The sequence below is a fragment of the Psychrobacter proteolyticus genome, from assembly GCF_039762275.1.
GTDB classification, from domain to species: Bacteria; Pseudomonadota; Gammaproteobacteria; order Pseudomonadales; family Moraxellaceae; genus Psychrobacter; species Psychrobacter proteolyticus_C.
On the sequence record NZ_JBDLOB010000001.1, the window covers coordinates 1 to 22,710 of the forward strand.

At 41.7% G+C, this 22,710-nt stretch carries 16 protein-coding genes, 2 tRNA genes and 1 rRNA gene; 8 read left to right on the forward strand and 11 right to left on the reverse strand.

The features are described 5' to 3' along the window. Positions 1-103: ribosomal RNA gene (rrf, locus tag ABFV72_RS00005) — 5S ribosomal RNA — on the forward strand; the annotation flags it as partial. 757 nt (positions 104-860) lie between these two features. Here rrf and ABFV72_RS00010 read toward each other — a convergent pair. Both ABFV72_RS00010 and ABFV72_RS00015 read right to left on the reverse strand, forming a co-directional pair. Then, positions 861-1,835, reverse strand: coding sequence for a purine-nucleoside phosphorylase (locus tag ABFV72_RS00010; RefSeq protein ID WP_347161658.1), 975 nt, complete (start codon positions 1,833-1,835; stop codon positions 861-863). A gap of 707 nt (positions 1,836-2,542) precedes the next feature. After that, the gene (locus ABFV72_RS00015; RefSeq protein WP_347161660.1) at positions 2,543-4,261 is read right to left on the reverse strand and encodes a hypothetical protein; all 1,719 of its coding nucleotides are present in this window, start codon (positions 4,259-4,261) and stop codon (positions 2,543-2,545) included. A gap of 121 nt (positions 4,262-4,382) precedes the next feature. On the opposite strand from ABFV72_RS00015, the gene ABFV72_RS00020 reads away from it, so the two are divergent. From ABFV72_RS00020 to ABFV72_RS00030, 3 genes are all read left to right on the forward strand, one after another. Next, the gene (locus tag ABFV72_RS00020; RefSeq protein WP_347161662.1) at positions 4,383-4,796 is read left to right on the forward strand and encodes an OsmC family protein; all 414 of its coding nucleotides are present in this window, start codon (positions 4,383-4,385) and stop codon (positions 4,794-4,796) included. Position 4,797: 1 nt separating this feature from the next. Next, complete coding sequence (locus ABFV72_RS00025) at positions 4,798-5,262, forward strand: flavodoxin family protein (RefSeq protein WP_341610703.1); 465 nt, start codon at positions 4,798-4,800, stop codon at positions 5,260-5,262. Positions 5,263-5,360: 98 nt separating this feature from the next. Beyond that, positions 5,361-6,050, forward strand: a complete 690-nt coding sequence (locus ABFV72_RS00030) for a DUF938 domain-containing protein (protein WP_347161664.1) — start codon at positions 5,361-5,363, stop codon at positions 6,048-6,050. Between the two features lie 129 nt (positions 6,051-6,179). On the opposite strand, the gene ABFV72_RS00035 is transcribed toward ABFV72_RS00030, so the two are convergent. Then, complete coding sequence (locus tag ABFV72_RS00035; protein WP_347161665.1) at positions 6,180-6,971, reverse strand: dienelactone hydrolase family protein; 792 nt, start codon at positions 6,969-6,971, stop codon at positions 6,180-6,182. A 559-nt stretch (positions 6,972-7,530) separates the two neighbouring features. Here ABFV72_RS00035 and ABFV72_RS00040 point away from each other — a divergent pair. From ABFV72_RS00040 to ABFV72_RS00050, 3 genes are all read left to right on the forward strand, one after another. Further along, on the forward strand, positions 7,531-9,618 hold the full coding sequence (locus ABFV72_RS00040; RefSeq protein ID WP_347161666.1) for a catalase: 2,088 nt from the start codon (positions 7,531-7,533) through the stop codon (positions 9,616-9,618). Positions 9,619-9,880: 262 nt separating this feature from the next. Continuing rightward, the gene (locus ABFV72_RS00045) at positions 9,881-10,720 is read left to right on the forward strand and encodes a DUF2971 domain-containing protein (RefSeq protein WP_347161668.1); all 840 of its coding nucleotides are present in this window, start codon (positions 9,881-9,883) and stop codon (positions 10,718-10,720) included. A gap of 315 nt (positions 10,721-11,035) precedes the next feature. Beyond that, entirely contained in the window at positions 11,036-11,824 is a 789-nt protein-coding gene (locus tag ABFV72_RS00050) for an MBL fold metallo-hydrolase (RefSeq protein ID WP_347161669.1), read from the forward strand. Between the two features lie 86 nt (positions 11,825-11,910). Here the strand turns inward: ABFV72_RS00050 and ABFV72_RS00055 are convergent. The 7 genes from ABFV72_RS00055 to leuS form a co-directional block, all read right to left on the reverse strand. Beyond that, positions 11,911-11,986 (reverse strand) — tRNA-Lys (locus ABFV72_RS00055). A 159-nt stretch (positions 11,987-12,145) separates the two neighbouring features. Further along, positions 12,146-12,221 (reverse strand) — tRNA-Lys (locus ABFV72_RS00060). Between the two features lie 194 nt (positions 12,222-12,415). Continuing rightward, the gene (locus tag ABFV72_RS00065; protein WP_198327634.1) at positions 12,416-14,365 is read right to left on the reverse strand and encodes a MacB family efflux pump subunit; all 1,950 of its coding nucleotides are present in this window, start codon (positions 14,363-14,365) and stop codon (positions 12,416-12,418) included. 278 nt (positions 14,366-14,643) lie between these two features. Continuing rightward, entirely contained in the window at positions 14,644-15,969 is a 1,326-nt protein-coding gene (locus ABFV72_RS00070; protein ID WP_347161671.1) for an efflux RND transporter periplasmic adaptor subunit, read from the reverse strand. 302 nt (positions 15,970-16,271) lie between these two features. After that, positions 16,272-17,372, reverse strand: coding sequence for a DNA polymerase III subunit delta (locus tag ABFV72_RS00075; protein ID WP_347161672.1), 1,101 nt, complete (start codon positions 17,370-17,372; stop codon positions 16,272-16,274). 158 nt (positions 17,373-17,530) lie between these two features. After that, a complete protein-coding gene (locus tag ABFV72_RS00080; RefSeq protein ID WP_347161673.1) occupies positions 17,531-18,247 on the reverse strand; it encodes a hypothetical protein in 717 nt (238 codons plus the stop codon). A gap of 66 nt (positions 18,248-18,313) precedes the next feature. Then, positions 18,314-21,001, reverse strand: a complete 2,688-nt coding sequence (leuS, locus tag ABFV72_RS00085) for a leucine--tRNA ligase (RefSeq protein ID WP_347161674.1) — start codon at positions 20,999-21,001, stop codon at positions 18,314-18,316. Between the two features lie 226 nt (positions 21,002-21,227). On the opposite strand from leuS, the gene ABFV72_RS00090 reads away from it, so the two are divergent. Continuing rightward, positions 21,228-21,599, forward strand: a complete 372-nt coding sequence (locus ABFV72_RS00090) for a Spx/MgsR family RNA polymerase-binding regulatory protein (RefSeq protein WP_347161676.1) — start codon at positions 21,228-21,230, stop codon at positions 21,597-21,599. Between the two features lie 127 nt (positions 21,600-21,726). Here ABFV72_RS00090 and argB read toward each other — a convergent pair whose 3' ends face one another. Then, positions 21,727-22,638, reverse strand: a complete 912-nt coding sequence (gene argB, locus ABFV72_RS00095) for an acetylglutamate kinase (protein ID WP_347161678.1) — start codon at positions 22,636-22,638, stop codon at positions 21,727-21,729. Between the last annotated feature and the right edge of the window lie 72 nt (positions 22,639-22,710).

The following is a 22,710-nucleotide window of genomic DNA, read 5'->3' on the forward strand; positions in this document are numbered from 1 at the left end:
TAGCGCGATGGCCCCACCTGATCCCTTCCCGAACTCAGAAGTGAAACATCGTAGCGCCAATGGTAGTGTGGTTCGCCCATGTGAGAGTAGGTCATCGTCAGCTCTCTATTCTGAAATATCCCCCGACTAGTTACCTAGTCGGGGGATTTTCTTTGGCTAACATTAAAAATTATTTTGCCAATACTATAACGTATATGCGAACCTTACTACTGACAGAATCACAGATGCTTTCATTGCGTATGTACTATTTTAAAGCGAAACCCGTGCCCTAAGACAAAAGAAATATCTATCATCAGGCAAGACTATGCCATTCAATCTAACCAAATGTATTAGATTTATACCTAGCCAGTAGAGTTTATAAGCGATAAACGACGCCAAAATATCCGCTTCTACCCTTTTAGTATGATAAAGGAGAGAGCCGTGAGGTATTAGCATTGATATTGGGACAAGTACCCTTTACTGCGAGTGATGCGGTATCTTAATTATTGAGCGGAGTGATGTTTTTATCTTAAGCAGGGTTCTGTTGATAGAGGTGGAGACTTTATATCTAGCATATGAATTTGATTAGTTATCTGTTCATGATACCTTGATTGATTGGCTTTGCAAATATATCTATATTTAATAGAGGTCTATATCAATGATCAGTCTTATAACTTACTTAATCGTATGCTATCTAAAAAACATAGGCGGATCGAGGGCTTAATTATTTTTTAATGAAGCTGTAATGGAGAGCTATATTGGTAATAAATCTATAAGCCATAGCAGTTTCCAGAATGAGCGTAAACCCATTCTAGAAACTACTTACTGACTGCTAACTATTAACTGTTTGTTGTATTACTTAAAATTTATCTTGGAGTTCTTTATTCTTCTTTAAATTTTGGCACACCTTTTTCCCAGACATCCCAGTTATCAACGATGTAATCGACAGTTTTTGATCCTACTAGCACGATATTTTCTACTGTTTCTGCAAAGCCACCAGCTGTTTCTCCTGGCGCTGGATCTAGATGTTGAAGCGTAGTCTCATTTGGATTACCTTGGTCAAAATTCACTGCACCACGTAAGCTCATGATGCGTTCAATACCTACCGTTCTGTTAAGTACTTGTGCTATTGCAGCGGCTTCCATTTCAGTGATAATGTAATCATCTGCATTATATAGTTCAGCTATATATTGAGCTTGCTTTGACAGTCCTGGACCATGAAAGAAGGTATCTCCTGTCATATGAGTGCCTACGGTTATAGCTGGGCTCCGTCGTGCTGCTGCATCAGGATATTTCATTCGATAGGCGCTGGCTTCTTTTGAATCTTTTAAAGCAACTGACTGGCTTAGATGTAGGTTCCATTTTAGCAGTTCAGAGTTAAGTTGATAGCGGCGAATATCTTCATAGCCTTTGCGGGGAGTAAACGTAGGTGCACCTTTTTCATCTTCTTCAGCTTTCCAGCGGTGACCTAAGTCGTAATCTACGAGCCAAGACGCCCAGCTTACATCACCTATCGTGCCTTTACTCGGTGGTGTTCCTGCGACACCGCTTAGAACGAAGTAGCTTTTGCTAAAGTCAAATTTAGGAGAAAGTGTGATTGCTTGCATGGATGCTGAAGACCCTACTTTACCCATCCCTAATACCGAACCACAGACACCTTCGGAGTTACAATAAACTGGGCTATGGGCACCTTTTACTTTTATAGGCTTACTATCTGTAAAATATTGATTATACCAATGCTGAAATTCGCCTGCTTTATCTCCGCTATTTTCACCAATTTCAAACATCGCTGCGATAAATACCTTTACTTTGATTTTATCTTGATAAGTTTCAGCTTGTGCATTACTGCAAAACATGAATATCATGGTAAAAATAGATAAATGAACAAAATGTTTTTTTATAAACATGTGGGACGCCTATTTGAAGTATTTGAGTCTGGATTTATAATTTAATTAGCAATAACTAAAAAATTTGCTAAAACTAAATAAATGCTTATATATATCCAATATAGAATAGCATAATCTGTAGATAGGCTGGAGCGTTCGGCCAGTGTAGAGGGTAGGTCAAAAGGTTTTGGTTGGAATAGATTTTCCTTTTTTACTGTTTTTATTTAACTATTTACGCTGTGCAGTTATATTTTTCGATAAAAAATTTCTGCTAGTGACTATTGGACTGGACCTTCATTGTTATGTGGCACTTAATAGCGACTCATACTATTTATGCTTTTCGTTATTTTAGGGCTTACTGATACTACTTTTAGGTTATCGGATATATATTTCAGTGTGTAGTAGAAAAAAGACATTTTTTCTACTACACATTCTAGCCTTCTTTTTTGTTTGGGGGTTACCTACTTACTACGATATTTTCTAAAGAAATGAAAACAATGTTATTTGTCAAAAATTAAAATAATAAACTCATATCTAACCCCTTTGGCTAACGCAAAAGGGGCTTTTCTTCGTCTGTAGATTGGTGCGGGAAAGCTACTAGTAATTGAGTTCATGAACTTTCCCTATGATAGTCAAATAAAACTCTTATACGAAAAATTTGTCTAAAAAAGAATAGATCATGATACATATTTCTTGTCGAATATAAATACGTTGTGATGAATTGCTTCATTAGTCTTTTGAATATTAAATGTTTTCTTATCTTCAGGTAATCGTAGTACCTTTGGTAGTCGTGCTATTGCCATCTTTTCATTAGCAATGGCATAGTGACGATAGTATTCATTTAAGACTTCATTGCAGTCAAATTCTACGTAAACAATATTATCATTATGTTTTTTAGCTAAATTTATGATGGATAGAAAAAACTCATTTTTCGCTTCATTCTTTGAATGTTCCACATCTTCTAAAGTATAATTTGGTGGGAAACCGACCTTTATTTTTTGCCAAATACTACCATTTCCCTTAGTTTCAAGATAAGATTTTAATTTTTCTTCTAATTGATTCAACTGTATCAGGTTCTGTTCAGTACTATTGAAAGCTTCCTTGACAATTGCAATTATTTCTTTAGAAGCATTAGTGAAATTTTTTATCTCAAATTTTTTATCCTCTAATGAATCATAAATCGTATCTAGAAAATATTTGAAGCTAATTAGCCTGGCAATCATAATTTCTACATTAGAAGAATATGTAGCGATAGGTCGTAATTGAAAGTTTTGGAGATTATCTATAAGTTTATTAAAAATTTTAGTCAAATAATAAAATAAATAGTATCGATCATCACTATCAGTGACTGCATTATTAATTATATTAGGTAATTTATTCAAAATCGAAATTGTGATTTGGTGCTCATAGTCATTCATACGCTTACTGATATGATATTCTGTCTCTTCGCCGTCTTTTTTCAATTCTTTTTTGAGTAGAGGTATAATTTGTGTCTTACAGAGATGTTGTGCTTCTGCTATAAATTTGATGATTGTGTCTGATACACCAGCATCCAAAGTGTATAGTCGACTTGTACAGTATTTAACGTGTCGTATATAACGTTCTTCATCTATAAGCGCTTTTCTAATGACAACGTGTGTCAGATATACAAATAAATCATTACTACCGCCATCTTCATGCAAAAAACGTTTAATAGAATAAGGATTTTGTCTTGATTTGTCGGCAATACCTATTAAAAACCAGTAACGCTCACTTTCAATGACAAAGAACTTTTTACGCTTTGCCTCTCTTTTTATAATATCGGGTAATTTGTCTTGTTCCTGAAAGTCTATATCAGTAGAATCCCATGCGCGAAAGTCTCGCCCCTGAATCTTTTGCTTAATAAATACTTCTTTAAAGTATGTTTTTACGATATCAGTATTTAAGTGCCTTATACCAGGTTGTACTATAAGATTTACATTATCGATCCAAAATGCTAAATCGTATAAAAATGCTTTTTTTATACTTTCACGACTTTTTTGGTCTAAAATATGATCACCTATATCAATACGGTTAAGATAATCGATCATCGCCTCTACTTTATCAGCAAGTTCAATAGCATCATATGAATCCGGCTTGGACTCAATAAATTTCAACATCTGTATAGCAATTGCTTTTAGCTCTCGATGACGAATTGCTGTTTTAGATAACAAACTTCTCAAATCATCTGGAATGATATAAGTAAAATTTGGGCTAATGTTCCTTTTTGATAATATTTTTTCGTACACACTTTTACGACTGGGTATATCGAGCTGCGGCAAAATACTGATAAGAATGGTTTTCCAGTTACCACCTAATGCTGGGTCTATCGATTTTAATTGATAAACTTGGTATTCTGAGAGCTCATACACATACATATTACAATTTCCTTTACAGAACTAATGTTTGCACAAATGCTCGCTATCTTAGCATCTATCAAATAACTATCACAGCATCTTTATTTCTCAGGCAGCTAGTTTAATAAACTAAGGTAAGATTATGACCACCTCAAAAGTAACCTACCAAGGCAATTTACGCACCCAAGCTATTCATCTACAGTCTAACAACCAAATCATTACTGATGCGCCAACGGACAATCATGGCAAGGGTGAGGCATTTTCTCCTACTGATTTGCTAGCGACCAGTTTGGGCAGTTGTATCTTAACGATTATTGGTATCAAAGCCGAAGCAATGGACATCGATATCTCAGGTACGACCGCAGAAGTTACCAAAGTCATGGCTGCCAGACCAAGGCGTGTGAGTGAAATACATGTCGTGGTCAGTTTTGCTAAGGCATTGGATGAGAGCACCCTAAAGCGATTTTATAAAACCGCGTTAACGTGCCCAGTAGGCAATAGCTTGGATCCTGCGATTACTCAAAATCTAGTATTTAACAACGGCACAGACGCCTGATATGTCCACTAAGACTTTACTCATCGTCGCTCATGCGCCATCGCCCAATACTCAGAAATTGGCGCAGGCAGCTTATGACGGTGCCAATCATCCTGATATAGATATCAACGTCATTTTGAAATCACCGCAGGATACGCAGCCTGAAGATGTATTGGCTGCTGATGCGTTATTGCTAGGTACGACTGAAAATCTGGCGTATATGGCAGGGCTGACCAAGGACTTTTTTGATCGTTGCTACTATCCAGTGCTAGAAGAAAAGCAAGGCATGCCATTTGCGGTATATATACGCGCAGGGCATGATGGTACAGGTACCAAGCTTGCGCTCAAAACGATTACAACGGGGCTACGTTGGTCATGGATTCAAGAGGCGCTGATACTACAAGGCGATTGGCAAGATAGCTTTGCTGAGCAAGTAGAAGAGCTTGCTATGACGTTGGCTGCTGGGGTAGAGGCAGGTATTTACTAGTAGTCAGTTGTTTGGTAGCCACTAAGGTAGTATTAGACAGTGCCTGTTAATCTATTGCTACCAACGCTTAGCATAACAAACGGTCTGGGAGGATGGTGATGCATGACGATAATCTGGATAGTGATAATCCAAATAGTAAAGTAGATATTTCTGCATTGCCGTTTTCTCAAGCGTGTGAAAACAACAAGCAGCCTATTTTAGAAGCACTTCAAACAGAGCTACAAGGCTTTAGTCATGTATTAGAGATTGGCTCTGGAACGGGGCAGCATAGTGTTTACTTTGCGCCTAATCTGCCCGAGATACAGTGGCAAACTAGCGACGTCACTTGTAATCATCGCCATATAATCGCTTGGCACAATGCGTATCCTGCACCTAATTTATATTTGCCATTAGCGTTTGATTTAGCGCATGACTCAGTACCTGTTAGTAGTCATTTAGATAGTGGTCATTTAAATAGCAGTAATATAGCCAAACCTTATGATGTCATATTTACAGCCAATACTTTGCATATCATTAGCTGGGCTTTGGTCGAGCAGTTATTTGCATTGGCTAGTGACGCGCTACCTGTGGATGGTAAACTGATTATATATGGCCCATTTAACGAAAATGGCAAATATACCAGTGAAGGTAATCAGCGATTTGATGCGATGTTGAGAGCAGGTAATCCTGATAGTGGAATTCGCGATAAAGAAGACATTATCCGTCTAGCAAATGCTCATTATCTACAACTCTCTCGAACGTATACAATGCCTGCCAATAATCAGCTATTGGTATTTAATAAACGCTAATTTTTTAAAGCGTTGGCAAAAATTACATAAATAAAAAGACACCTTAATGGATCGTTATCGGATCTTAATTGAGGTGTCTTTTTGTTTGGGCTTGTTTATATTATTACTGATTCGACTTGTGCTGTTAGGTTATTTATATTCTTCTGCTAAAAAGTCCAAGTAACGTTTCCAAGAGCGCTCATCGGCGCGAGCATCATATCTATCGCTGCCAAATACGCTAAAGGCATGTGGTGCGCCGCTGTAGGTAACCATTTCGTGAGGTATCTTAGCTGCTTCTAATGTCTTGCCCAAAGTGACAAAGCTCTCTAAAGAGACAGATTCATCAGCAGAGCCATGAAATACTAGGATTTCTCCCGTAGTTTTGTCATAGCTTTGACCAGTTGGAATATCGAATGCACCGTGGAAAGGTACAAAGGCTTTTTGCTCAAAGCCTGAACGTGCTAGTTCTAACGCGACCGTACCGCCGAAACAATATCCCATAGTCGTGCCTTTGCGCACATCATTGCCTTGTAGTTGTCCTGCCGTTAATGCCCCTGCCAATATGCGGCGCATTTTATTACGATCATCATATAGTTCCCCAGTTAGGCGTTTGTTTTCTTCGATAGAAGTGGGGCGAACGCCTTGTCCAAACATATCGGCCGCCAATACGTTGTAGCCTTCAGCCGCTAACATGTCAGCACGTTTGCGCTCATAGTCAGTTAGACCATCCCAATCATGAATCAATAAGATAAAAGGTGCGTTTGGCTTGTCCGCTTTTGCGTAATAGCCTTCGTACGCTTTATCATCAACCGTATAAGTTACGTTTTTGGTCGTGATAGCAGCAGCCGTTTGACTGAACGTTAATGCCATTAGACCCATTGACGCGCCTACTAGCAATGAGTGATAAGGTTTTTTAGTCAGGGAGCTTAGAGTTGGTAACATGGTAGGTGGCCTTATAGTTATATAAAAATAGTCGCATCATCAAATCCCTATAGGTCCGCTACATCGTTATCCTCGCTGACCATACTAATGTACAGCTTGCGCTCGGTTTTCTTGTAACGAAATTATCTGAATCCAACGACATAAAAAAGATAAATATAAGGCTAAAACCCTGCCAATTTATTTATCAATAGTCTCTAGTACTGCATAAAAAGCATACCTTAAAGAATAACTACATTACAAGATTCTATTGTTAACGTTTATGCGCCTTTAAGACCATCTAAAGTAGTCGCTTTATAGCGTCTATAGACGTTAACTAAATATCAACAAGGTTTACTATATACGCAACTATATTTGACTTATTTTTTGGGTAGTATAACTCCTAAGCCTATTATTCCTTTATGAATTTTAGTGCGGTATCAATTTAACGCTCGACAATGCTATAAACACAGATAAACAAATGACAGATGAAGTCACCACTATCTCAAAGGATATCAAACCTGTGTAGGCACTCTTTTAATGATTTAAAAGAGCACTCTCAATCTATTAGCTAGGACTTTTTATGAATAATAATATCGATCATACGGACCCCGCCAAAGACATGAATACGGAACGTGGCAATGGTGGTGAAACCCATCAGCGCGCAGGTGACGACACTAAAGTATTAACCACGCAACAAGGTGTGGCCATCGCTGATAATCAAAATTCTCTAAAAGCAGGCTCACGTGGGCCGACGCTATTAGAGGATTTTGTATTACGTGAAAAAATCAATCATTTTGACCATGAGCGTATCCCTGAGCGTATCGTCCATGCTCGCGGTAGCGCAGCACATGGTTATTTTGAGCTGACAGAATCATTAGAAGAATATACGACTGCCAAAGTATTGACCGAAACAGGTAAGCAAACGCCACTATTTACGCGTTTCTCAACGGTAGCAGGTAACAAAGGATCAAAAGATACGCCACGTGATGTGCGCGGTTTCGCTGTGAAAATGTATACAGAAGAAGGTAACTGGGATATCGTTGGTAATAACATGCCAATCTTCTTTATCCAAGATGCGATGAAGTTTCCAGATTTGATTCATGCGGTAAAACCAGAACCAGATCGGGGTTTCCCGCAAGCGGCCTCTGCTCATGATACATTTTGGGATTTTGTCTCACTAAGTCCTGAAACCATGCACAATCTAATTTGGCTGATGAGTGATCGCGGTCTGCCACGTAGCCTACGTATGATGGAAGGTTTTGGTATTCACAGCTATCGCTTAATCAACAAAGATGGTAAGAGTACCTTTGTACGTTTCCATTGGAAGCCAGTATTGGGCGTACAGTCAACCACATGGGATGAGGCAGTGAAAATCTCAGGTGCGGATCCTGACTATCATCGCCGTGATTTATTTGAGTCAATCAACAATGGTGACTATCCTGAGTGGGAGTTTGGCGTACAGTTATTTACTGAAGAAGAAGCCAATGAGTTTCCGTTTGACCATCTCGATGCGACCAAACTGATTCCAGAAGAATTGGTACCAGTAAAAGTCGTGGGTAAAATGGTATTGAACCGCTATCCAGATAATTTCTTTGCAGAGACTGAGCAGGTAGCATTCTGCCCATCGCATTTGCCACCGGGTGTTGATTTTAGTAATGACCCATTATTACAAGGTCGTTTGTTCAGTTATCTAGACACACAGCTATCACGTCTAGGGTCGCCAAACTTTGCCCAGATTCCTATCAATGCGCCAAAATGTCCGTTTGCTAACAATCAGCAAGATGGTCATATGCAGATGCAAGTGCCTAAGACGCGTGTACTCTATGAGCCACAAAGCCTAGATCCAACTCGTCCTCGTGAAAGCGCTAAACGTGGCTTTAACTCATTCCATGAGCAACTAGATGATGGCGTAAAAGGTCGCGTACGTGACGAGAGCTTTGCTGATCATTATAGCCAACCACGTATGTTCTACCGTAGTCAGACAGCAACTGAGCAAGCACATATCGCAACCGCTTATGCGTTTGAGTTAGGTAAGGTAGATACAGCCCATGTGCGTACGCGTATGCTTAGTCATTTGATTCATATCGATGAAGACTTGGCCAATCGCGTAGCAACGGCACTGGGTATGGAACTACCAGAGCCAGCTGATGCAGCTGCACCGGTGCAAGACTTGGGAACCTCTAAAGCGGTACAAACGATTGGTCTAACGCCTGATAGCCTAAAAGGTCGCATGATTGGTATCTTAGTCGCAGAAGGTTCTAATAGCAGTGAAGTCAAAAAATTCGAAGATGCTGCTAAAGCGCAAGGTGCTAGTGTCAAGATTGTAGCGCCTAATAAAGAAGTCGTATTGGATGATGGTACACGCATACAAGCTGATGAGCGCCTCGCTGGTGGTCCGTCAGTGATGTTTGATGCTGTCGTTAGTATCATTATGCCTGACCAAGCGAAAAAGCTCGCAAAAGACAGCTCAGCACTAGATTGGTTCAATGATGCGTACAACCATTGCAAAGCCATCGCCTATTGCGGTGCGACTGATGAATTTATCCTAAGTAAACTGCCAGTTGAAAAAGATGAATTTGTTACGCCATTGGCTGAGCTAGACGCCTTTATCAGCAATTCTAAGTCTCGTCTATGGGAACGTGAGCCAAAGGTTCGTGATCTTGCATAAATAGGCTTAATTCAGAATTAATTATATGTTGAATCCAATAAATCAGTCATAGCAATATGGCTGGTTTTTTCATTTGGATAACATGTCTTTGGAGAGAGTATGACTGTTTATGTCTATTTATAATAATTTATATCCCAGATTCGGCGCCTCTACAGACGATCATAACTTTTTTAGAAAGTTATATTATTGCTTAAGGTTTTTAGATGCGGATATATTGTTGTTGTAAGGTATCGATGCTAATATTGTAGTTCGATATACCAACATGAATAGAAGGGGATTGCAGGTATTGTTTACTTCTCAAAAGAATCGTAGTGAATACATATATCATTACACTAAATCTGAAACTGCAATTAATTTTATTCTAAAAAATAAGAATTTGAGGTTTTCTACATTTAATGAAACGAATGATCCAAAAGAAACAAAAGATTGGCTTCTAACTCCTGGTACGAATGAAGGAAGAGATTTAACGAAATACACTCCAGAATATTTGTCAAAACGGCTGAACCCATATTTTAAACAATCAACAAGGTTACTTTGTTTTTCTAAAGACCAAGAGCTTACAGGCAGTCACTTAGAGGACACGCATAAAAGAGGTTTCTGTAAACCTCGCATGTGGGCACAATATGCAGAAAGTCATACGGGAATCTGTCTGATTTTTGACTCGGAAAGTTTTACCGAAATTTTTCATGATAAGTTTTATGATAAAACATATACCTATGATCATGTGGATTATTACGATCGCTTGCTAGCTGACATACAGTTGGAACAAGCATATATGATTAATGTTGACCACTTAGAAGAAAGAGGTGAAAGAAATTACTGTTACGATCATTTGCTCAAGTTTAACAAGCGTTTATTTTTTGAAAAAGCTAAAGATTGGGAAAATGAAAATGAATTTAGATTTGCTATTTTTGAGTGCAATGAGGAGCTCTATTTCGAATATCAAAATTCTTTAAGAGGTATAGTTTTCGGTCAGGATTGTAATGAGTCAGATGTTAAAAGAATTGTCGAATTAACAACAGACGATGGTATTCAGTATCAGAAACTGAGGTGGAGGAATTGTACACCATGGTTTGAATTTGAACGCACAAGGTGGTTATAGTATTACGTGACTTGGACTACACCTTAAGTATATGAGAAATATTTTCCATATAAAAACCCAGCCTAAGCGCTGGGTTTTTGCTTTTTATTGGTAAGGTGAGAATTGCCACGTATAAAACTATATATACAGGTTCTAATCGTTATTTGTTAATAGTATTAGCTTCATCGTCTCTCTATGCCATGTTACTTCTGTATATAGTCACAAGCGTTCACCCAAAGTCGTTTTATTTGTGGTGACGGGCGCTATACTAAAGATTGGCTGTAAAACTGAACAAAAGCCTCACAATAATAATGACGAATGAGGTAAGGAACACCAATGAGTCTATGTGAAATTGTACGTTTAGAAGGATATATCCAGAGTAGCTATCTGGCAGTATATCCAGAGAAAATAATGCTGTTAGATGGCTGTTGCCGTGCTGATGTGCCGATGGTGCTCGACTATATCAAGTCGACGTTAAAACGACCCGTCACCGACCTAAAAGTAGTGGTGGTCACGCATATGCATCCGGATCATGCAGGCGGTGCGCATAAGTTTCGAGAAAAGACGGGCTGTCTAATTGTCTCAGCTGATAAAAAAAAGCAGTGGTATAGCGGTATTGGCGGGCGCACGATGCACTTCGTAGATATACATCTAGGATATTATGTGGCCAGACGTCAAGGACGCCCATTTAAAAACCTATATTACTCGTCAAGTCTGAAACCAGATATCACTGTCACAGATGGCGAGCTTGTGCCACACTTTGATGAGTGGCAAGTACTAGAGACGCCGGGTCATACAGATCGCGATTTGTCTTTGTTTCATCTACCTAGTCGTGAAGTATACACCGCTGATTTAATCATTAAATTGCGCCATAAGTTCGTAGCACCATTTCCTGTCTATTACCCTAAAGACTATGTTCAATCGCTAAAAAAAATCAGAGCGTTGCAACCGTCAATGGTGATGATGGCACATGGTCGAGAGCTGGCGATGAGCGAGGCGGAGTTTGATGAGTTTATCGCTCATGCGCCTAAGCATCCACGTACCATCAAGGATACGATCAGACATAAACTACTATGGCGCAAGAGAGATAACTTTAGACTGTTTAAACGTAAGCACAATAAATAGAGGTATATAAAAGCTAAAAAACATGTTCAAAAAGCCCAGACGAAAAAAAGCCCAGTTACTAAGATAGTAACTGGGCTTTCTAAATATGGTGGGCTGTCCGCGACTCGAACGCGGGACCAATTGATTAAAAGTCAACTGCTCTACCAACTGAGCTAACAGCCCTGAAGAGTATATAAAAAAGCGATGCTTTTTAACTCTGCAAGAGAAAATTCTAACTAAAGAACTTTCTAAAACTAAACATCCTAATGATGTCTTTTAAACTTATCTTTATTAGTCCACTACCGGATAGGGTAGAACGATTAATAAAGATCAAACTAAATATGGTGGGCTGTCCGCGACTCGAACGCGGGACCAATTGATTAAAAGTCAACTGCTCTACCAACTGAGCTAACAGCCCTAACGTTTAAAGTGTTTGTATCCCTAAACGTGAGAGCACATTATATATATTATTATGACAATTACAACCCCACATGATAAAAAAAGTGTAATTCTCTTATAAAATTGCCAATTTATTCCAGTTTATTTAAATTTTCGTCATTATATCGATATTGACTGCTCTATTTTTGGCTAAAGCGAGTCAATAATCGATTATTAGTCTCGAGAAAGTGCTTCAACAGGATCTAGTTTGGCGGCATTACGCGCTGGCAAGAATCCAAATACTACGCCAATTAACGTCGAACAAACAAAAGCGGCAATAATAGAGGTTGATGAATAGATAACTTTGAAATTATCACCGCCCACACTATTAATCAGCTCACCAATGGCAAAGGCCAGTCCAATACCAATCAGTCCCCCTAAAATACAGACCAAAACGGCCTCAATGAGGAACTGCTGCATGATATCGCTCTGACGTGCGCCTACTGCCATACGTACACCAATCTCGTTGGTGCGCTCAGTGACAGAGACTAGCATAATGTTCATTACCCCAATACCGCCGACGATCAATGAAATAACCGCGACTGATGAAATAAGTAGAGTCATCGTGCCTGTCGTCGATTCAATGGTTTGACGGATAGAGTCTGAATTGCGCAGCTCAAAGTCATCTTTGCCATGGCGACTCTCTATCAAGTCAGAGATGGCTGTCTCTGCGGCGCTAGAAGAGATACTATCATCTAACAACGCTACAAAGCGGTCGATATTGGTACTACCCGTGACACGCGACATCACCGTTGTATAAGGCATATAGATAGTAGGCGTCGTCACACTGGGGCCAAAGCCACCATCGCTCTCTTCGAGTACGCCAATCACACGTCCAGGCACACTACCAACCAATATCACCTCGCCAACAGGGTTATCAATATCTGAGAAAAAGGTCTGCTTGGCATTATCATCAATGATGATATCTTGACTACGTAATGTGACGCTTTTTGCATCAAACCCTTGGCCCAATGCCAATGTCTCGCCAGTAACGGTTAGATAGTCTTCGCCAACGCCGTTGACGGTAGCATCCTCTTGTATACTACGATAGCGAACGCTAGAGTTGGCATTTACCTGAGGACTGACGCTGATAATATAGGGCTGATTGCCTACCGCTTCTGCGTCTTCTGGTGTCAAGTTGTCATCATTGTAACGGCGTCTAGGGTCGCCTCTAGGGTAGCCATCATTGACGGTGATGGTATTGGTGCCTAGCGAGCTAATATTAGCGAGGATTTGCTGCTGAGAGCCTTGTCCAAGACCTACGATAGATACAACCGCAGCGATACCGATGATAATACCGAGCATGGTCAGTAGGGTACGCATCTTATGCGCACGCATGGCAAGCAAAGACATTTTAAACGCTTCAAGCAGTCGATCAATAAAGCTACCAAAGGCGCTTTTACGATGCTCGCCAAGGATAGACTCTGGTTTTTTGTCTGTGTGCTTATAATGTTCAGTTTGATAGTCAGCGATGACATAGCCGTCTTTTAGCTCAATCACACGCTCCGCTTGCGCTGCCAGCTTTGGATCATGAGTGACCATGATAATGGTATGGCCTTGTGCGCTGAGGTCATGCAAAATCGCCATGACGTCTTCGCCAGACTTACTGTCTAGGGCACCCGTTGGCTCATCTGCCAAGATCACGTCACCACCATTCATCAGTGCACGAGCAACAGAAACGCGCTGTTGCTGTCCACCTGAGAGCTGATTGGGACGGTTGTTGACCTTATTGCCAAGGCCGAGGTCAGTTAGTAGCTTTTCAGCACGATTGGTGCGTGCCTCGGTATCCATGCCTGCATACACGGCAGGGACGGCCACGTTATCTTTGGCACTAATATCACCAAGCAAATGATAGCGCTGAAAAATAAAACCAAAATGCTCACGGCGCAGCTCAGCCAATTGATCGGCATCAAGCTTACGGGCAGATTGACCATAAATCTTATAATCGCCAGCAGTGGCTTGATCTAGACAGCCTAAGATATTCATCAAGGTGGACTTACCAGAGCCTGATTGTCCAATGATAGCAACCATCTCACCTTGATTGATAGTTAGATTGATATCATGTAAGACACGAATGGTTTGCTCACCAGCAGGGAACTCTCTGATAATGCCAGACAACTCCATAATAGGCTTGCCTGGTGCAGGGTGATTAACGGTATTGGTTTTTGCCAAATTATTTAAGTTATTTAAGTTATCTGAGCTGTTTGAAGGGTTAGCAGAAGTGTGTGACCCTAAGTTTTGAGCCGTGCTACTTTCAGAGCTATCTTCAGTCGACGGTTTAGGAGATTGAGATATAGTCATAGCAGTGTCTTTAATAAAGGCTAATAAGCGTTATAGCGTTGTTATGAAAGGGCTTCTATATTTAATAAGCCCTTTTTTATTCAACATAGTCAAAGAACAAGTTACATTCGAGGTCCACCAGGGATACGGCCGCTACCTGATTTCTTACCGCTTTCTTCACTGATGATTACTTCTTCCCCTTCTTTCAAACCACTTAAGATTTGCGCGTTTACTCGATTATCGATACCGACTTCTACAGTACGCTCTTCTACGGTTCCATCCTCTTTTAATACACGTACAAACTTACCAGTAGCTGCTTTGCCTTTTTCTTTACCTTTAGGGCGTTTTTCTTGTATCACTGTTGACGGTACTAACAGGGCATTTTTGGCTTCATTGACAATGATATAAATCTGCGCTGTCATATCAATGCGGAACAAGCGGTCAGGGTTTGGTACTTCTACGTAGCCGACATAATAGATAGCAGCGTCCGTTGAGCTGGTACTACTGATTTGCTCTGGGGCAGGCTCGATAGCCGTCAACGTCGCATCATACTGCTGATCTGGATTACCAATGATATTGAAATAAGCGGGCATACCAGCACTGACATTGATAACGTCAGCTTCCGAGATTTGCGCGTTGATACGTACGGTCGATAAATCCGCTAACGTCACTAGTGTTGGTGCCGTTTGATTAGCGTTAACCGTGGTGCCTTGCTCAGTCGTAATAGAAACGACAGTACCTGATATCGGGGCGCGAATCGTGGTATAGCTTAGGTCTTCTTCAGCAGTACTGACGTTGGTTCGTGATTTGCGTAATGCTGCTTGCTGACTGTTGATATTAGCTTCGGTGGTCGCAATTGCGGCTTTTGCTGTATCGATAGCCGCACGTGCATTGGCAACCGCTGCTTTTGCGGTGTCGACACTGGTCGCTTGCGTATCATATTCTTGCTGAGAAATAGCGTCGATAGCGACTAAGTCTTGCAAACGCGCAAAATCAGACTGGGCTTGTTTAAGCTCAGACTGACGGCTGGCAAGATCGGCATAGGCACTTTTTAGACTGGCTTGTTTGCTTAACGATTCTGCTTGCGCACTTTGTAGCGCGGCTTCGCTTTGTTCAAGACTGGCTTGTTCATTGCTCAGGCTGTTCTTCTGAGTCACTTGATCAATCTGCGCAATCAAATCGCCCTGTTTGACTTCGTCACCGACTTCAACGTACAGGCGTTTTACTTCACCAGATACCTGTGCCCCTACATCGACGGTATTTAACGCTTTTACTTTACCGGACGCCATGACATTGTTTTCAATATCACCGACTTCGACTGTTGCGGTTAAATAGTTAGGTGTGGTTTCTTCTGGTTTTAAAAAAGTATAGGCCAAAGCCCCTAATGCTACGATAATTAAGGTGATGACACCCCATTTTATAGCAGACTTTTTGCTTATTTTGCGCATGACAACAATCCAATCACAATTAAATCAAGTGTAGATATAGTAGAGACTTCACCTACAAAAGGGAATGGAAATTAGTTTACGAAAGGTTAAGGTAGCCAAGAATAGAGACAGGTACAGAAAAGAAATGCTTACTAAAAATCAATAAAACGGAGATTATAGGAGAATAAGATAGGGTAGTAGAATCTGGATTTATAGCGTTTAAATGTATAAACTAATAAGAAAAACGTATAGATTGGTAAGAGAAGAGATGGATAACTCGTGGCTAAGCGCAACAATAAAAGGTGGTGACAAGCGGATCAGTCTTAGCGCATCGCAAATAAACGCTTACCTGCGAGCTCTAGTGCTGCTTGTAATAATAGCTCCCATGCTGGCTGGCGAATAAGACCTTTAATAGCTTGGTCACAGCGGTAAAGCATGGCAGGCCATTCGGCCGTGTGCGTTTTTGACTGACGACGGCAGGCTTGTTGGTACAACCCTTGCTTACTACGCCAAATGCCTAATGCTTGAGGGTCTTGACCGTCCATAAGTTGAATGATTTGACGCATGTCTTTGCTAATAGCCCAGAGCACTAAAGTAGTGGGCTCATCGGTCGACTTTAGCTGAAACATGATTTTGGCAACCTGCGTACTATTACCCGCGAGCATCGCATCAGACAAATCAAACACACTAAATTGCGCGTCGCTGACCAATGCTGCTTGTAGGTCTGCAATATCCAATGCCACATTATTCACAGGTTGTGAAAAGCTATTAGATTGTTCGGTGCTACTGTCATTAGCACTATCTTCACTAGTACTGTTATTAGCCACTAGCTGCGGTGCAAACAGATAAGACAATCGCCATAGGGTTTGATAAGCACTTAGCAAATGATGCTCAGTGTGTGACATGAGTAGCTGCCACGCTTCTTGAGACAGTCGTAAGCCAAACTTCTGAGCTTGTATTTGTAGTAGCTGTTGGCGCTGCTGCTCATTATACAAATTGCAATCAATGACATTGCCGTATTGTGAAAAAGGAGCAAACCATTTGCTGCTCTGGCTGCGTTTGTCTTGCTTAGGTGTGAGCCACAACACACTATGACCGTGTGTGCCAGCTTGTGCCTCGACCGCAAAACGTTCCAGCTCGGCGATAACTGCTTTGTCAGGTTTATGATTGCCCGTCACGATTAAGGCGCTGGCATCATCAAATAGAGACTGACTGCCAAGCTCTGACAGTACTTCTTGCCAACTCTTGACAGAAATCAGCTCTATACGTTTGATTGCGTAATTTTGCGCGCGCCAGTGTGGACGCAGCGCATCTATCAACCATTGACTCAGCAGTGGCTCGTCACCGTGCGCCAGCCACAAGCCCGCTACCGCAACGGAAGGTTGCAGTAGTTTTGGATAGGCTTTTATGAAAGTATCTTGCATAGCGTGGTGTTACACAGGTTGATGAGCATGTAATACCAGTTCTAAAATATGATCAGCAGTGTCAAGCTAGCTTAGTCTACTCAATGTAGTACTTACGCTCGCTTAGTTTGCTACTCATACTTCTAGAAATGGTATCGTTTGATAATCAGAGCGACTAACTATTCCGGTTGTGGTAGGACGACAACGGTTGGTGTCAAACCTTTATTCATTTGCACAGATTGTTTGGCAGCAGGTGCGACTTTCGGAAGCGAGATAGCAACGTACTGGTCAGTGATACGGCGGGCTAAAGTATCATAGAGCCAATCGCGAGTCTGATCGCCTTGCTGATCGTCAGTACTGACAGATGCTTCGTTGTACTGATAGCTTCGCTCGACCTGAATGGGGTTGCTCAGTGTTACAGGCTTACCATTTTCCATCGTTTGATAGCTGACATCTGCTGATAGTACCAAGCGAATCTCTGTTAATACCCCAACCAATTCGTAACGTTTAAAACGTACATTACGGATATCGATAGCGGCAATAGACTCAGCCCCTGCTTGTTGGTTATTACGAGCAACTTCTTCTGAGCTCATATTACCAATAACATCGACACCTAATGTCTTTAGGCGACGCGTCAATGGTAGTTTCAGCGGGAATGAGGTGCGATTGTCTTCGATAATAACAGCTGTTTTTTCGACGTCAAGCAGCATCGCTGAGTCGTAGCCACGCAGCTGGAAGCCACAGCCGCTAAGAGCAGCGGCTGCACCTACCACCGCAAACATTGGCAGCGTAGCAAATAGGATTGCTCCGAGCTTTTGGCCATGGGACTTTTTGTTAGCTAGGCTGTGTGCGCTCGATTCTGGTTGCGCCTGCTCAGCTCGATGCTTGTATGACATAAACGCTATCCTCATATGATAAGAAGGCTTAGAGCACTAAGCCCAAAATACTTAGCCCAAGATACCTCAGCCTACAACCACGATGTTAACCAGTTTGTTAGGAACGACGATTTCTTTTTTGATCTCGCCAGTGATGAATTTTGCCACACTTTCCATAGTACGAGCTTGCTCTTTTAGCTGCTCAGGATCGCTGTTTGGTGCGACATCCATCTTACCACGCATCTTACCATTGACCTGTACCACCATGGTGATCATGTCCTGTACCAGCGCACTTTCATCCACGGTTGGGTAGTCCAATGTTAAGGTATCAAGACCCAACTGCTCAAGCAGATGCTCGCCAACGTGCGGCGCGTATACAGATAGCATAATTAGCAGATTGGTCAATGCTTCGTGTTTGACGTGCAGCTCTTGCTCATTACTCGCGTTAAAGCCAGTCAGCTCATTAGCAAGTTCCATAAGGCTTGATACTGGCGTGTTCAATGCCAGACGATCACCCAAATCACTGTCAATCTTAGCAATCGTTTCGTGCGTTTTACGACGTAAGTTTTTGGCTTCTTTGCTCAACCCGTCTGTGTTCAAGGTAGCACTATTAAGCGTATCAATATTGATATTGACGGCCGTTAGCGCTTGCATATGGTCGGTTGCAATGCGCCATACTTTTTTCACAAAGTTATAAGGACCTTTTAGCGCGTCGTCTGACCATTCAAGCGTTTGATCCGCAGGCGCAGTAAATAGCGTATATAGACGAACCGTATCAGCACCATATTTATCAATGGTTAGCTGTGGATCTACACCATTATTCTTTGATTTAGACATTTTTTCGATTTTGCCAATCGTCACTGGCTGTCCATCTGACTTCAAGATAGCTTTGATTGGTTGACCGCGTTCGTTGAAGTCAATATCGATATCTTCTGCAAAATAGTAGGTCGTACTGCCATCCGCATTGACGCGGTAGAACGTACCAGCAAGCACCATGCCTTGGGTCATTAGATTGGCAAATGGCTCGTCGCCTGTGACTAAGTTTTCGTCACGCATAAGCTTATGGAAGAAACGCGCATACAACAGATGCATCACCGCATGCTCGACACCGCCGACGTATTGATCGACCGGCAACCATTTATTGGCAGCAGACTTGTTGACCATGTTTTGCGCATCATTTGGGCTAGCAAAGCGTGCATAGTACCAGCTTGACTCTACAAAGGTATCAAAGGTATCGGTCTCACGCTCAGCAGGATTACCACATTTAGGACAAGTGGTATTGACAAACTCTGGTATATTTTTAAGTGGATTACCGCGACCATCAGGTACGACGTCGGTTGGCAATACAACTGGTAGGTCTTGCTCTTCAACAGGTACCGTACCACAATGCTCACAGTTGATCATTGGGATAGGGCAACCCCAATAGCGCTGGCGAGAGACACCCCAATCACGTAGGCGATACTGGATCTTTTTCTTAGCCAGCTCTTTTGGCTCAAGTTTGGCTAGCATTGCTTCAAATGCTTGCTCAAAGTCTAGACCATCAAACTCACCTGAGTTAACCAAAGTGTTGCGCTCAGTATAAGCAAGATTTACTTCACTATCGTTTGCTTTGGCATCTGCTTTTAGCTCATCAAAATAGCCATCAGGGGTATTGATGACCTGTTTGATCGGTAGGTTGTACTTAACCGCAAATTCATAATCACGCTCATCGTGAGCAGGTACCGCCATGACGGCGCCTGAGCCATAGCTCATTAGGACATAATTTGCTACCCACACTGGCACTTCTTCACCAGTCAAAGGATGCGTAACAGTTAGGCCTGTATCCATACCGATTTTTTCAGCTTTAGCCAAATCAGCCTCAGCGACTGAGCCTTTTTTGCAAAGGGCACAGAACTGAGCGATTGCGTCATCTTGCTCAGAGGCATACTGTGCAAGTGGATGCTCTGCGGCAACAGCGACATAAGTCACACCCATCAAGGTATCAGGACGAGTGGTGAACACATCTAAGGTGTTTTCTTCGCCAGCAAGCTCATAAGGGAAGTGCACTTCCATACCGGCACTACGACCAATCCAGTTGCGCTGCATGGTTAGTACTTCAGATGGCCAGTGACCTTCTAGCTGATCCAAATCATCTAATAGCTCATCAGCATAGTCAGTGATGTTGAAGTAGTACATAGGGATGTCACGTTTTTCGACCGCAGCACCACTACGCCAGCCTTTGCCATCGATGACTTGCTCGTTTGCTAAAACAGTGTTGTCAACAGGATCCCAGTTGACCGTCGACAGCTTTTTGTAGACTAGACCTTTTTTGTATAATTGCAAAAATAACCACTGCTCCCACTGATAATACTCAGGGCTACAAGTGGCAAATTCACGTGACCAGTCAATAGACAGGCCTAGCAATTTAAGCTGCGCACGCATGCTGTCAATATTGGCAAATGTCCATGCCGCAGGTGGCGTTTGGTTAGCAATCGCTGCGTTTTCAGCTGGCAGGCCAAAACCATCCCAGCCCATTGGCTGCATAACTTCATAGCCTTTGAGACGATAATAACGGCTCAATACGTCAGAAATCGTATAGTTACGGACGTGGCCCATATGCAGCTTACCACTTGGATAAGGAAACATCGACAGCATGTAACGACTTGGCTTGTCGCTTGGCTCGTTGCTTACTTCAAAGCGCTTGTCAGTGGCCCATTTGGTCTGCTGCGCGGCTTCTATCGCTTGTGGGTTATAATAGTTGTTTTCTGTTTGGTCTGCTGTCACGGCGTTGCTCATAGTCGGCTCGAAATTGGTTGATACTGATTTATTTAATACGGATTTGTTTAATACTGATCAAAATAGGTGGAATTTGACAATGCCATAGCATAGCGTAATTTGGCGAAAATTGCGACGATATGATGCAGTTGCTTACTAGGTTTGACGATTAAAAGTAAAGCATTCTCTATATCCCGTCAGCCTTAGGTATAATAGACAAATTAATGAATATTTATGAGGATTTATCATGACCATCACCATTTACGGTATCAAATCATGTAGCACGATGAAAAAAGCGTTCACTAAGCTAGACGATTTAGATGTCAGCTATAATTTTCACGATTATAAGAAACAAGATATTGAGAAAGAAACGGTACAGCGCTGGGTAAATGAGCTAGGTATCGACAAAGTGCTTAATAAGCGTGGTACGACATGGCGCAAGCTAGACGACAGTCAAAAGCAAGCGGCTGATGCTAGTGTAGACAGCGCGATAGATTTACTTGTGGAAAATACCAGCATGATCAAACGTCCGATTGTAGAAGGTCAGGTGGCAGATAAAGATCAAGCCGTATTACTATGCGGCTTCGATGAATCTGAGTTTGATAAAGTTTTTTCGTAAAATTAATTTATAAAAATTAAGCTAGGCTTATCTATTAAGTATAAAAATACATAAGAAAGCCCGAGCGTTTTACTAACTCGGGCTTCTCTACACTTAGCTTTTTTATATCTAGTATTGCTACATGTTGCTAGCTCAATGATAAGTCTATCTCGCGACTAATGAGCGTACCAACCCCTTCGTTGGTGAAAATCTCAAGTAAGGTCGCATGAGGAACACGGCCATCAACGATTACCGCACTTTTGACGCCGCTACGTACCGCATCCAGCGCACATTGAATTTTAGGAATCATACCGCCTGAGATAGTGCCATCTTCGATTAAGCTATCAACTTTCTTTGGCGTGAGTCCAGTTACCACTTCGCCATCACGGCCCAATACGCCTTTGATATTGGTTAATAGCATCAGTTTCTCTGCTTGTAAAAACTCCGCTACTTTACCTGCGACTAGGTCAGCATTAATGTTGTAGGTATTGCCTTCAGCGTCAACGCCAAGTGGCGCGATTACAGGGATAAAATCAGAGGCAATTAACATGTTGATCACGTCTTTATTGACACTGACCACATCACCGACGAATCCTAAGTCAACTGGTACAGCGATACCATCTGCGCCAATTTTTTCCATCATCAGTTTTTTGGCTTGAATCAAGTTTGCATCTTTACCTGTAAGACCAATCGCGCGACCGCCATGTTTATTAATCAAGCTAACAATCGATTTGTTGACGCTACCGCCCAAGACCATTTCTACGATATCCATGGTGCTTTTGTCAGTGACTCGCATGCCATCGATACGGTCTGATTGACGTCCGAGCTCTTTTAGGAGATTATCAACTTGCGGGCCACCACCATGTACGACTACTGGATGCATACCGACGGTTTTTAACAACACAATATCGCGAGCAAATGAGCTTTCAAGCTCAGGGTCGGTCATGGCGTTGCCGCCGTATTTTACGACGATGAGTTTATCAACAAAACGTTGGATATAAGGCAGAGCAGTGGTCAATACTTCAGCGGTGTTTTTGGCATCATCTAAGTTAAGCGTCATTACAAACTCCTAAGGGCCGGTTTTAAATTGGTTGTTTTTCTACTGTGTCCAATGAGACAGTTATATGTTTTA